Source organism: Ascidiimonas aurantiaca (genome assembly GCF_037646345.1).
GTDB classification, from domain to species: Bacteria; Bacteroidota; Bacteroidia; order Flavobacteriales; family Flavobacteriaceae; genus Ascidiimonas; species Ascidiimonas aurantiaca.
In genome coordinates, this window is record NZ_JBBEWR010000001.1 from 351,148 (window position 1) to 365,167 (window position 14,020).

The 14,020-nt window shown below is 37.8% G+C and carries 10 protein-coding genes; 6 read left to right on the forward strand and 4 right to left on the reverse strand.

Annotated elements, in window-relative coordinates:
- From WAO84_RS01540 to WAO84_RS01555, 4 genes are all read right to left on the reverse strand, one after another.
- Positions 1 to 1,275 (reverse strand): nucleotide sugar dehydrogenase, encoded by a 1,275-nt coding sequence (locus WAO84_RS01540; RefSeq protein ID WP_340063260.1) that lies wholly within the window; start codon positions 1,273 to 1,275, stop codon positions 1 to 3.
- Entirely contained in the window at positions 1,268 to 2,599 is a 1,332-nt protein-coding gene (locus tag WAO84_RS01545) for a UDP-glucose dehydrogenase family protein (RefSeq protein ID WP_340063261.1), read from the reverse strand. Before WAO84_RS01545 ends, WAO84_RS01540 begins: the two co-directional genes overlap by 8 nt.
- Positions 2,600 to 2,609: 10 nt before the next feature.
- Positions 2,610 to 3,608 carry an SDR family oxidoreductase gene (locus tag WAO84_RS01550; RefSeq protein ID WP_340063262.1) on the reverse strand — a complete coding sequence of 333 codons (999 nt, stop codon included), beginning with the start codon at positions 3,606 to 3,608 and terminating at the stop codon, positions 2,610 to 2,612.
- 92 nt (positions 3,609 to 3,700) lie between these two features.
- Positions 3,701 to 4,732, reverse strand: coding sequence for an NAD-dependent epimerase (locus WAO84_RS01555; RefSeq protein WP_340063263.1), 1,032 nt, complete (start codon positions 4,730 to 4,732; stop codon positions 3,701 to 3,703).
- Positions 4,733 to 5,033: 301 nt separating this feature from the next.
- Between WAO84_RS01555 and WAO84_RS01560 the strand changes: the two genes are divergently transcribed.
- From WAO84_RS01560 to WAO84_RS01585, 6 genes are all read left to right on the forward strand, one after another.
- On the forward strand, positions 5,034 to 6,302 hold the full coding sequence (locus tag WAO84_RS01560; protein WP_340063264.1) for a right-handed parallel beta-helix repeat-containing protein: 1,269 nt from the start codon (positions 5,034 to 5,036) through the stop codon (positions 6,300 to 6,302).
- Positions 6,303 to 6,429: 127 nt separating this feature from the next.
- The gene (locus WAO84_RS01565) at positions 6,430 to 7,836 is read left to right on the forward strand and encodes an MBOAT family O-acyltransferase (RefSeq protein WP_340063265.1); all 1,407 of its coding nucleotides are present in this window, start codon (positions 6,430 to 6,432) and stop codon (positions 7,834 to 7,836) included.
- 4 nt (positions 7,837 to 7,840) lie between these two features.
- Positions 7,841 to 8,773 carry a hypothetical protein gene (locus WAO84_RS01570; protein ID WP_340063266.1) on the forward strand — a complete coding sequence of 311 codons (933 nt, stop codon included), beginning with the start codon at positions 7,841 to 7,843 and terminating at the stop codon, positions 8,771 to 8,773.
- A 249-nt stretch (positions 8,774 to 9,022) separates the two neighbouring features.
- Positions 9,023 to 10,510 carry a pectate lyase family protein gene (locus WAO84_RS01575; protein WP_340063267.1) on the forward strand — a complete coding sequence of 496 codons (1,488 nt, stop codon included), beginning with the start codon at positions 9,023 to 9,025 and terminating at the stop codon, positions 10,508 to 10,510.
- A 451-nt stretch (positions 10,511 to 10,961) separates the two neighbouring features.
- Complete coding sequence (locus tag WAO84_RS01580; RefSeq protein WP_422614469.1) at positions 10,962 to 12,089, forward strand: DegT/DnrJ/EryC1/StrS family aminotransferase; 1,128 nt, start codon at positions 10,962 to 10,964, stop codon at positions 12,087 to 12,089.
- Entirely contained in the window at positions 12,089 to 14,014 is a 1,926-nt protein-coding gene (locus WAO84_RS01585) for a polysaccharide biosynthesis protein (RefSeq protein WP_340063268.1), read from the forward strand. The genes WAO84_RS01580 and WAO84_RS01585 overlap by 1 nt, the downstream gene beginning before the upstream one ends.
- Positions 14,015 to 14,020: the final 6 nt, after the last annotated feature.

Here is a 14,020-nt window from a genome sequence, read left to right on the forward strand (position 1 = left end):
CTAAAGGCTTTTATGGGCCTCATCTTTTAAAAAGCCCTTAACATCGTAGATCACTCCGTTTTCTGAGAGCTTACTTTTAAAATCGAGCTTAACAAATTCTTTATGGGCCACGGCGAGAACGATAGCATCATACGTTGTATCGGGAAGGGTAGTTGAGGTAGTAAGTCGGTATTCGTGTTTTACTTCTTCACTATTTGCCCACGGGTCATAAACATCTACTTCCAGGCCGTATTCTTTTAAGTTGTAAATTACATCTACTACTTTGGTATTGCGTACATCGGGGCAGTTTTCTTTAAATGTAATGCCTAACATTAAAAGTTTACCGCCTTTTACTTTTGCATCATTTTTAAGCATGAGTTTTATAATTTCTCCTGCCACATATTTTCCCATACCGTCATTAATTCTTCTGCCGGCGAGGATGATTTCCGGATGATACCCTGCTTCTTGTGCTTTTTGTGCCAGATAGTAAGGATCTACACCAATACAGTGTCCGCCTACAAGTCCGGGTTTAAACGGAAGGAAATTCCATTTGGTAGCTGCAGCTTCCAGCACAGCATGGGTATCTATATCCAGTAAGTTAAAGATCTTTGCCAGCTCGTTAACGAATGCTATATTAATATCACGCTGGGAGTTTTCAATTACTTTGGCGGCTTCGGCTACTTTTATACAGGGAGCGAGGTGGGTACCGGCGGTAATCACTGATGCGTACAAAGCATCTACTTTTTTCCCTATTTCAGGAGTGGATCCGGCAGTTACTTTCAATATTTTTTCTACGGTATGCTCTTTGTCTCCGGGGTTTATACGTTCCGGAGAATAACCCGCAAAGAAATCTTTATTAAATACAAGTCCGCTTACGCGTTCCAGCACCGGTACACATTCTTCTTCGGTAACTCCGGGATATACGGTAGATTCATACACTACCACATCTCCTTTTTTCAGTACTTTGCCTACGGTTTCACTGGCACGGTACAAAGGGGTCAGGTCTGGTCGGTTATTGCGATCTACCGGAGTGGGTACGGTAATAATGAAATAGTTACAATCTTTAATATGGTCTAACTGGTCTGAACAAAATAATCCTTTGGAAATATTCGGGGAATCGCGGATCACTGATTTTAACAGGTCTGGAGTTACTTCCAGGGTACTGTCATTACCTTTCATTAATTCATTAATCCGCTCTCTGTTAATGTCAAAACCAATTACCGGATATTCGGTTGCAAATAACCGTGCCAGGGGCAGCCCTACATATCCAAGTCCTATTACTGCTATTTTAGTCATTACGTTTTCCTATTTGATAATATTCAATACCTTTTTCCTTAAGGTTAAAAGCAGTATATTGATTTCTTCCGTCAAAAATTAGTGGATTCCTGAGCTGTGCTTTCAGTTCTTCAAAATCGGGAGAACGAAATTCTTTCCATTCGGTAAGCAATATCATAGCATCTGCATCTTTAAGGGTGTCATATTTAGACTGGCAGTAGGTTATACCTTCCAGATCTTTAAGATAAAAATGTTGTGCTTCATCCATTGCTTTGGGATCATATGCCTGTATTCTGGCCCCTCGTTTTACGAGTTCGTTTATCACATAAATAGAGGGTGCTTCCCTCATATCATCGGTTTCCGGTTTAAACGCAAGTCCCCAGACAGCAAAGGTTTTCCCAGACAGGTCTTCCCCAAAATGTTTAACTATTTTATCACTAATCACCAGTTTTTGACGGTCGTTCACTTCTTCAATGGAGGTAATAATTTTGGCTTTATACCCGTGTTCTTCAGCAGTTCTTTTCAGTGCTTTTACATCTTTGGGAAAGCAGGAACCTCCGTAGCCGCAGCCGGGATAAATAAAACTGTAACCAATGCGTGAATCTGAGCCAATACCTATGCGAACCTGATTTACATCGGCTCCTACCAATTCACAGATGTTAGCTACTTCATTCATAAATGAGATTTTTGTAGCCAGCATAGTGTTGGCAACATACTTGGTCATTTCGGCCGAGCGGATATCCATTTCAATAAACCGTCCGGTATTTAAAAGGAACGGAGAGTAGAGGGCTTCCATTCTTTTAAAGGCATAATCACTCTCGGCCCCGATCACTACGCGATCTGGTTTCATAAAGTCTCCCACGGCAGCCCCTTCTTTTAAGAATTCCGGATTAGAAACTACATGAAATTCAATGTCTTCTCCTCTTTTTTCGAGTTCTTCTTTTATAACCGCTTTTACTTTATCTCCGGTTCCTACGGGTACGGTAGATTTATCAACTACGATCAAAGGCTTTTTCATTTCCTGGCCAATTTGTCTGGCTACCGCCAGTACATACTTAAGATCTGCAGACCCATCTTCTCCCATAGGAGTTCCCACGGCTATAAAAGCTATATCAGATTTTTCGAGTCCGTCACTGAGTTTAGTAGTAAAATGCAGGTTTCCGAGTTTAACATTTTTAGCCACCATGTTTTCAAGTCCGGGCTCATAAATGGGAATAATACCTTCTTTAAGTTTCCTGATTTTTTCTTCATCAATATCAACACAGGTTACTCTGTTTCCCATTTCGGAAAAGCAGGTACCACTTACCAGACCAACGTAGCCGGTTCCAATAACAGTTAAATTCATTCTTTTACAATTATTTTAAATTTTTCCAATACCAGTTTACAGCTTCTTTTAATCCTGATTTAATATCAAACTGAGGCTGATAGCCTAAAAGCTTTTCTGCGCGTTCTACCGATGCAAGGGAATGTGGAACATCTCCTTTCCTTTCTGGTCCGTACTCTACCTTGATGTGAGCAATTTCCGGATCATAATCCGATAGAAAGGTTCTTAACATTTGCGCCAATTCATTAAGATCGGTACGTTCGCCACAGGCCACATTATACACTTTATTAAGTGCTTCCCGGTTTTGCGTTGCCAGTGAACGTATATTCATTTGTATAACATTATCTATATACGTAAAATCACGGGAAAAACTACCATCCCCATTGATTATGGGGGATTCATGCTTTAAAAACTGAAGCACAAATTTAGGAATTACGGCGGCATACGCACCATTAGGATCTTGTTTTCTTCCAAAAACATTGAAGTAACGAAGGCCTATGGTATCAAGACCATACACTTTTTGAAAAACATCTGCATATAACTCATTTACATATTTGGTTACTGCATAGGGGGAGAGAGGGTTACCTATAGTATCTTCTACTTTGGGAAGGCTTTTTGAATCGCCATAGGTTGAAGAACTGGCAGCATATACGAATCGTTTAACGCCTGCATCTCTGGAAGCAACTAGCATGTTGAGAAAACCGGATACATTTACCGCGTTGCTGGTAACGGGATCATTAATAGACCGGGGTACAGACCCAAGTGCTGCCTGGTGAAGTACGTAGGTGACGTTTTGTACTGCTTTTTGACAATCTTCGGGATTGCGAATATCCCCTTCTATAAATGTGAAGTCCGGATGTTCCCGTAAATCGCGAATATTTTTTTCTTTTCCGGTGGCGAAGTTGTCCATACAAACCACCCTGTTGCCTAACTTGAGTAAAGCTTCACACAGGTTAGACCCTATAAAACCTGCACCGCCTGTTACCAGGATATTTGTATTTGATATTGAATCGGGAAACGAAGTGTTCATGTAATTTAGATTAGGGTATGTTAATGATTAGGGTTCTTGTTTAAGATCACAAAAGCTGTTTTTTACTTCTGAGTGAAAACACGGCCAACTTATTATGTAATATTATAAAACTCTTTATACCACGTTACAAACTTTTTTACGCCCTCTTTTATTGAAGTGTCAGGTCTGTATCCGTAATCGGTAATCAGGTCATTTACATCGGCCCAGGTTCTTTCCACATCACCTGGTTGTATGGGAAGCATCTCTTTAGCGGCTTCTTTTTCAAGATTATGTTCTATTTCTTTAATGAAATCCATGAGTTTTACAGAGTTGTTATTGCCAATATTATAAACTTTGTAAAGGTTTCCGGATTGTATTCTTTGTTCTACGGGTTGTTCTACTACGCGTACTACTCCTTCGGTAATGTCATCTATAAAAGTAAAGTCTCTTTCCATTTTACCATGGTTAAAAACTTTAATGGGTTTCCCTTTGGTAATGGCATCGGTAAACAGAAAAAGAGCCATATCAGGCCGTCCCCATGGCCCGTACACTGTGAAAAAACGCAGACCTGTGGTAGGTATCCCAAAGAGGTGCCCGTATGTGTGTGCCATGAGTTCATTACTTTTCTTTGAGGCGGCATACAAACTTATAGGATGATCCACATTGTCTGATGTTTCAAACGGGATTTTTTCGTTAAGTCCGTAAACACTTGAGCTACTTGCATATACCAGATGTTTTACCTGATGGTTCCTGCAACACTCCAGTATATTTAGAAATCCTACGATATTGCTATCTATGTACGCTTCAGGATTTTCCAAACTGTAACGTACGCCTGCCTGAGCAGCGAGGTTACATACCACATCAAATTTCTCTTTTTCGAACAAAGGAGGGAGATGTTCCCTGTCTTCCAGTGCCATTCTTACAAAACGAAAGTTCTCCGGGAAAACAGTACTGGAACATTCTACATTAAAATGCTCAGCTAAATCTCTATTTATACCTAACTCGTTGAGGCGGGCATATTTCAGGTTTACATCGTAATAATCATTAATATTGTCGATTCCAACTACCTGATGTCCCTTTTGGGCCAATACCCTCGATACATAATATCCTATAAAACCTGCCGCACCGGTAACTAGTATTTTCATAAAATGCAAAATGAAAAAATTTACGGTGTAAATATGCATAAAATAAAAAACAAAATATAAGAACTATGATAAACAGTAAATAATATCGGTAAACTATTATAATATAAAAGGCAATACGTTTGTTGAAACTCACATAGAAACCTGTATTTCTGTTTTTTATGTACTTTGTGATGCGAATAGTATGTATAAAAATGAAGGTTTTATTTAAAAAAGTGTAATCGTGATAGTATGCATTTAAAAGATGAATAAAAATAGTTTCTTTTGCTTACTTTTATTTTTGAAAAACGTAATTGTTCACTCATTGGTTTTAAGAATTATTATATGTACACTTCTGGTACTGTTATGTCCTAAAGAGATAACTGCCCAGAAAATAAAAGCTTCTGCATTTGGGTATAAGGCATTAGATGCTACCGAAGCTTTTATGAGAGCCCTGCAATCATCACATGATACCATTTTAATAGACAGGCAAAAAGAAGATTGGATATTAAGTCCGGTAACGTTGCGCAATCTTACCAACAAAACTATTGTTTTTGAAAGTGGTGTGGTAGTAAAGGCCAAGAAAAATGCATTCCTCCGAAAAGGGGATGTGCTTTTAAAGCTCATTAACTGCGAGAATATCAATATCCTGGGGTATGGTGCTCAATTTATTATGAATAAGGAGGAATATACCGATGGTGAATGGCGAATGGGAATAAGTATGCTTAGTTCCAAAGCCATTACTGTAAAAGGGCTTGTAATTTCGAATAGTGGTGGTGATGGTGTTTATATTGGCGGAGCCCGGAGAGGAGAGTTTTCAGAAAACATTTATATAGAGGATATTGTTTCTGAAAATCACAAAAGACAAGGTATAAGCATTGTGAGTGCCAGAAATGTGAAAGTTGTCAATTCTATTTTTAAAAACACGAAGGGTGTGTTACCCGGAGCAGGGGTAGATATAGAACCTGATCACCCGGAGGACCGCATTGAAAACATTACTTTTGAAAATTGTGTATTTACAGGTAATGATCATGCAGGAATACTTTTGGCCTTAACTAAACTTACTTCTGCTTCTGTACCAGTACAAGTTCGGTTTTCGGGGTGCTATCTGAAAATGAATCACTTACCTTCTAATTCATATGCACCTGCCGAGATCGTTATTAATGCCAATGCTACCGATCCTGTAAAAGGTAAAGTAGAGTTTGAAAATCTTTTTATAGATGGCAGTTTATGGGGTGTTTTGTACACCAGAAAGTTGAGTAAAGCGTTTCAGGTAACTTTCAGGAACTGTTATGCCAGAAATATTTGCCAGAAAGGAACGATGCCCCCCTTTTATTTTGAAGTACCTGATTATTTCAATTCATCGGGGCCTCTTGGAGGTTTTACTTTTGAAAACTTTTATATAGATTATGAGTCTAATTTGCCTGTTTTTAAAATAAAAGGCTCTTCGTTGCGAACCCTTAAGGGCTTTGAGAACATAACAGGCCGGTTAATGGTTCGTAATAAATACGAAAAAAGTATAGAGTATATTAAATATCATCCGGCTCAGAACAGAGGGGTATCCCTTGACTTTCAATTTGAAGATATCCCCTGAAAGTTTTCCAATTATCTACAAAAACTTACCACACAACCAATTTTATAGGTACAGACGAAGGTTATCTCGATAATATTTTTAAATTCGCTCTCATACTTATATATCATAGCACCCAAATAGTTAGTAGATGATATTTAACTCCATAGCCTTTCTTATTTTTTTTCCGGTGGTATTTTTTCTCTACTGGCTTATTCCGACAAAAAGAGTGGGTTGGCAGAATATTCTTTTACTCATAGCGAGCTATTTTTTTTATGGTTGGTGGGACTGGCGGTTCCTTTCTCTTATTGCTTTTTCTACTGTAGTTGATTATTTTTTAGGAATCCAGATAAGCCGTCAACACAACGATAAGAAGCGAAAGTTTTTTTTACTGCTCAGTATAATAGCAAACCTGGGGCTTTTAGGCTTTTTTAAATATTTCAACTTTTTTATTGACTCCTGGATCGAGCTTTGGAGACTATTTGGTTATGAAATGCCACTTTCTACTATTTCTATTATTTTACCTGTAGGTATTTCCTTTTATACGTTTCAAACTATGTCGTACTCTATCGATATTTACAGAAAGCAACTGGAACCTACTCGTAACTTTATCGTTTTTGCTACTTTTGTAAGTATGTTCCCTCAGTTGGTTGCAGGCCCTATAGAAAGAGCTTCCAATCTCATACCGCAAATTGCTCGCCAACGTACCTGGAACCATACTCGTTTTCGTGATGGTGTTTTACAGATTGCAGTAGGTTTTTTTAGAAAAGTCGTAGTGGCAGATTCTATTGGGGTTGTTATAGACGGTATTTACAATCAACCTGATATTCATAATGCTTCCAGTCTGGTAATGGCCATAATTTTATATTCGTTCCAGATCTATTTTGATTTTAGCGGATACTCTGATATTGCCATAGGAACAGCAAAACTGTTGGGCTTTGATTTTAGGCGTAATTTCAACTTACCTTATTTTTCGTCTTCTATTACTGAGTTTTGGAGGCGATGGCATATGTCATTATCCAGCTGGCTCAGAGATTATCTCTACATACCTTTGGGAGGAAACCGAAAAGGAGTAGTACTTCAATACAGAAACCTTTTGTACACTATGTTATTGGGAGGGCTCTGGCACGGCAGTTCCTGGAACTTTGTTATATGGGGTGGCATGCATGGTATTTTACTGGGACTTGAGAAAAGGTTTAACCTGGTAGCCAAAAATTATAGGTTTCTGCAAAATGTATTGGTTTTTGTGGCAGTGAGTCTTATATGGGTTTTTTTCAGATCACTTACTCTTACTGATTCACTCACCATCTTCAATACATTGATCTTTGGGGATTATGGAGTTCCGTATTATGGGACCATGAACCATTTGGTGGGGTTAATTTACGGGTTGACCCTTGCTCTAATATTTGATGTGTACATTTTCAGGAAAAACATTCCTCTTGAAAATCTGGGATCTAAAATACCTTTGGTTCCTTATGTGTTATTAATGAATTTTATTGTCATTAATATTATTCTCTTTTATTCCAGCGCCAGTAATTTTATCTATTTTCAGTTTTAGGATCATGAAAAAATCACTCACACTTTCTTTCATACTGATTATAAGCTATTTGTTAGTTGACAGGCTTACTTATGGTTTACTGAAACAGGTAGACAAAAGAGTGTTTACCGGTCAGATCACCGGAAAAGTAAATCAGTTTTTGACCTTAAAAGATTCTGTTAACACCCTTGTTTTTGGAAGTTCACGTGCTAACCACCATATAGATGTATCTATATTTGACAGTACTGCCTACAATATGGGAGTAGATGGCACCAAACTGGCCTATGCAGCTGCACTTGTGGAAACACTGAAAAAAAAAGGACAGAATATCTTGGTTCATGTTGATCAGCTCCGTATGTTCAATAATAAAGATGAATATACAGGTAAAGATTGTCTGAGTCTTATTAATCTGGCGGAAGATTATGAAGAGATCTACTCTGTTATTTATGAACTGTACCCGGAAGAACTAAGAATATTATGGTTTTCCAAGAGTTATATGTATAACGGTAAAGCACTTGGTTTTTTAAAAAATTACTGGAAACCCTCTTACGATTATCAAAAATACAATGGTTATGACCCGCTTATTCCAACCGGGGAACAAGAAAAAATATTTGCCGGTTTAATGGAAAACAAAGGGCCGGATCGAATGGGGTATGACAGTACTCTTGAATTGAACCCGGTTGTTGAAAAAATGATCCTTCGTATTCAAAAAAAATGTGAGGAAAACAACAATATGCTCATCTTTTTTACGTCACCTACTCTTAATCATATTAATCCTGATCTGCAGGAAGCTACTACTCAATTTTTTAAAGAAAAGGGTATCTTGTACTTAGATTATACCCATCTTTTTGAAGAATTTAACCCAAAGCTCTGGAAAGACTTCACGCATATGTCTGCCTTTGGCGCAGAAACATTTACCAGAAGGTTAAAACATGATGTACTTACACACAATAAATAAGATGCTTTAATTGTTAATAACATTAAGTGGTTAAATGTTAAATAATTGCTAAGACTTAATATCTTGTGATCCAGTAATCAGGATTGATCCGTATATCTACTGATTAATAGCAGAAAACATAATTTTTCCTGGACACATTGTATGTTAACGCTTCATTTTATGATTAATACACTTAATTTTTTCGATTAAATGCATAAAATATCGATAAATTGTATTTATATTTGTCTCAGCCCTAAAATCTTATACATAATGAAGCAGGTATTTTTATCAGTGTTCATGCTTTTATTTTTGTTGGCATGCACAGACAAAGAAGAGTTCCTGGATGCAGTTTCAAATCCACCACCTGGTGATGAAACTCCCATAGACCCACCCAAAGATGATGGTACGCCTACACCTCCGCAAGATGATCAATCCCAAGATAATGAGTTAAAAGCCTTTCCATCGGCACAAGGTGCCGGAGCGTATGCCAAAGGCGGTCGTGGAGGTAGAGTTATCCCGGTTACTACTTTAGATGATGGCGATTATGAAGGGACATTTAGGTGGGCACTTAAGCAGCCCTACCCCCGAACCGTGGTTTTCAGAGTTTCCGGTGAAATAGTTCTTAATTCAGAATTGCTGATTTCCGGTCAGTCACGAAGCTTTCTCACCATTGCAGGACAAACTGCTCCCCGGGGAGGGGTAACCATTCGTGGAAACCGTTTGTTCTTTTTCGATGTCAATGATATTGTTATACGTTACATACGTATCAGGCAAAGTTCATCTAATAATCAGGATGTAATGACCCTCATGGGATGTAGCAATATTATGATTGATCATGTTTCTACCAGTTTTGGTGGTGACGAGGCCATGAGTGCTACCGATGGAGGTACTAAATTTGTGAATAATATTACTATTCAAAGGAGTTTGATAGGAGAATCGAAAACAGGAAGCATCATGGGTGCATTATCATCCGGAAGTGAACAAAATGCCGGTAACTTTTCTTTTCATCATAACTTATTTGTAGATATAAGCCATCGTTTTCCCAATATTTCCGGAAATGGCAATTTCGAAATTATTAACAATGTAGTACACAACTGGCAAAACAGGCTAACCCGTATCAATTATGCCCCCAGATTAAATCTTATTAATAATTATTACCAGCGTGGGCTGGTTACTGTTAATCAGGATATTAACAGGATTATGCATAAAATTGCATATTCCGAGCAGCATACTCCGCAGATATATACCTCGGGCAATCTGATTGTTCCGGATGTGCTTACCGATCCTAATCGGGACAATTGGTTTATGTGGACTATTTTTTTGGACACCAATCGGTTTAGCGCCAACGAACCTGCTCCCGAAAGTTTTAAAAGGGACGAACCTTTTACTCTTTTAGGCTCTCCTATCAAAATACAGAGTGCTGAAAATGCCTTTCAGGATGTTCTTGAAAATGTGGGGTGTAACATGGTAGTTAGTGAAAATGGTGAAAAAAATAGTTTTATTGATGAACTTGATGATTACTATATCAATATGGTGAAATACCGGGCAAGCAGTTTATATCGTTCCGTTTCACTGTGGAGCTATCCTTCCCTGCCCAGTAATGCGCCCTATGCCGACTCTGATCTTGATGGTATGCCAGATGCCTGGGAAAGAGCTAACGGTCTGGATCCTAAGAACCCGGAAGATCGTAACGGAGATGCCAACAACAATGGTTATACCAACCTTGAAGAATTCCTTAACAGAGTAGATTTTAATTAAAGAATGTAAAGATAAACAAAAGCCCTTTTATAGGGCTTTTTTCTTTTTTACATAACTTTTTTTTTACTTTTAGTTTACAAATAAAACCCGGCTCATATTCATTGCCCGGTATGTAAAAGGTTGCTTTTTACCGTTAACCGATTTTTCTGAAGCTTTTGCCGAAATAAACCTGCAACGTAGTTTTAAGTACAAAACTATTGTTAAATTTACACCCGTTAAGCCAAGATTTGAATTGATTAATAGCACACATTAATTTAAAATTTTGGATTATGAAACTCAATAAAACTATTAGTACCTTTCCTTTTTTTTGGATATGTACATTATTAATCTCCTCACATTATTTTATTGAGAATAAATTTTCCTTTAAAAACTCAGATACTAAATGAAGATCAATTCAGTATTCATTTCAAAAAGTATTGTTCGTAATTAATTTAAAAAAAACAGAAAACAGGTGGTAACCAAAACCAAAATATTACTTTCTTCACCGCATATGGCCGGAACTGAACAGAAATATATTCGGGAAGCTTTTGCAACGAACTGGGTTGCTCCGCTTGGAGCTAACGTGAACGGTTTGGAAGAAGATTTAGAACAATATCTGGCGCACGATGTGCATGCAGCAGTTTTGATATCAGGAACCGCAGCATTACATTTAGGGCTTGTTTTATTGGGAGTATCTCATGGAGATGAAGTCCTTTGCCAAAGTTTTACTTTTACTGCCTCTGCTAACCCTATAATTTACCAGGGAGCTCTTCCCGTTTTTATTGACAGCGAAGAAGAGACCTGGAACCTGTGTCCTGAACTTTTAGAGAAAGCTATTAAAGATCGTATATCAAAAGGGAAAAAGCCTAAGGCTATTATAAGTGTACATCTTTACGGAATGCCTTATAAAGTGAAAGAAGTGCACGAAGTAGCAGAAAGGTATGATATACCAATTCTGGAAGACAGTGCAGAAGCGTTGGGTAGTAGTTATTTTGGCCGTAAATGCGGAACCTTTGGTAAAATGGCTGTTCTTTCGTTTAACGGTAATAAAATTATTACTTCATCCGGCGGAGGAGCATTACTGCTAAAGGATATGAGCAGTAAGGATAAGGCTGTTTTTCTGGCTACGCAGGCAAGAGATCATGCCCCGCATTATCAACATTCAGAAATAGGGTATAACTATCGCATGAGTAATATTGTTGCCGGTATAGGAAGAGGGCAGATGGAAGTGCTTGATGACAGGGTAGCTGCCAGGAGATATAATTATGATTTTTATCGCTCCCGGCTCAATGCTTTTGATCAAATTTCGTTTCTTGATGAACCAGCCGGTACATTTGCTAACAGATGGCTTACTACCATAACTATGCAAACGTATAATGAACGAGAATCCATTCGCAAAGCGTTGATGGAAGATGACATAGAGTCAAGGCCCCTTTGGAAGCCTTTACATATGCAACCCGTATTTAAAAATTGTCCTGCATACACTAATGGCGTTTCAGAAAAACTTTTTGAAATAGGATTGTGTTTGCCAAGCGGCTCCAATTTGGAAACTGCAGACTTAACTAGAACCACAGACATAATTATAAAAACCTTAAGGTAATGATTGAAAACTACTTTGGTAATAATGCCAGTAAATATGTTTCCAGATGGCTGGTACTCCTTATTGATACCATTACGGTAGTAAGCACCTTTTTTCTGGCCTATTTAATACGTTTTAATTTTACTTTAAACTTTGATCTGGATAAGTTTTTTATCCAGGTGCCTATATTGGCCGCCATGGCAATACTAAGCTTCCTTTTTATAGGTTCTTATAAAGGGGTAGTACGTCATACCGGATTTACCGATGTAATGAACCTGTTTAAAGGTATTTCATTATTGTCTTTACTGTCAATTACTTTGGTATTACTCAACAAGCAGCTCGCTATTGTAGAGGGATTTACTATTCCTCTGTCTATCATCGTAATACACTCTTTTATCTCTTTTGTTGCACTGGTAGCATCACGATTACTGTTTAAAACGGCGTATCGTTATATTTCTCAGCGCTTAAAAAGTTGTAAAAATGTGGTTATATATGGTGCCGGTAATTCAGGGATCGCCACCTACAATGCGCTTGCTAATAATCCGGAAAACCGGGTAAATGTAATGTGCTATATTGATGAAGATATTAAAAAGAATGGAAAGTTTATAAACGGAGTGCCTATACATGCACCTTCAAAAATTACACAACAATACATTCTTTCTCATAATATTCAGGAGATTATTGTATCCATTCATAATATAAGTTCAGAAAAACTACGGGAACTGGTAGATGGATTGGTAGAGTTGCCTGCCAAGGTTAAGATTGTACCTCCTATAGAAAAATGGATAAACGGAGAGTTAAATGTAAACCAGATCAAACAGGTGCAAATTGAGGACCTGTTAGACAGGGTGCCTATAGAAATTGAGAACCCTAAAATCAAACAAGAGCTTCAGGGGGAAACCATTCTCGTTACGGGAGCTGCAGGTTCTATAGGAAGTGAGATATCTTCTCAAATTGCAAATTATCAGGTTAAGAAATTAGTTTTACTTGACCAGGCAGAATCTGCTTTGTACGATTTGCAACAGGATCTTAAGCAAAGAGGTATTCATAACTTTGTTTCTATCGTGGCAGATATTCGTGATAAAAACCGTTTGGATTATATTTTTCAGGAATACCAACCAACGATTGTTTTTCACGCTGCGGCCTATAAGCATGTACCTCTTATGGAGCAAAGCCCTTATGAGGCAATCAGGATCAATATTAACGGAACCAAAATACTGGCAGATGCTGCCTCTCATTACAAAGTAAAAAAGTTTGTATTTGTTTCAACTGATAAGGCTGTAAACCCTACCAGTATTATGGGAGCGACCAAACGAATTGCAGAAATGTACATAAGTTGCCTGCAAAGGCATAGCAGTACCAAATTCATTACCACTCGTTTTGGGAATGTATTAGGGTCTAATGGTTCTGTAATACCACTATTTAAAAAACAAATTGAAAAAGGAGGTCCGCTAACTGTTACCCACAAAGAAGTGACCCGGTACTTTATGACCATTCCAGAAGCATCGCAACTGGTACTGGAAGCAGGTGCTATGGGTAAAGGAGGTGAAATCTTTATTTTCGATATGGGTCAGTCCGTTAAGATTTATTATCTTGCTCTTAATATGATTAAATTATCAGGTTTACGATATCCGCAGGATATTGGGATTCAGATAACTGGGTTGAGACCTGGCGAAAAATTATATGAAGAATTGCTGGCAAATGGAGAGAATACACTTCCTACATATCACAAGAAAATAATGATCAGCAAAACCCGTGAAATTGATTATCAAAAAGTAAAATCTGAAATTGATGATTTATGTATTTCCAACCTGTTTCAGAATACTAATATCGTTAGAAAAATGAAATCATTGGTTCCTGAATACAAATCTAATAACTCTGAGTTTGAAGAGTTGGATCACGAGAAGTTGGGAGAATACCGCACAAAGAAGCTCGAATCGATTTAGCTGAAG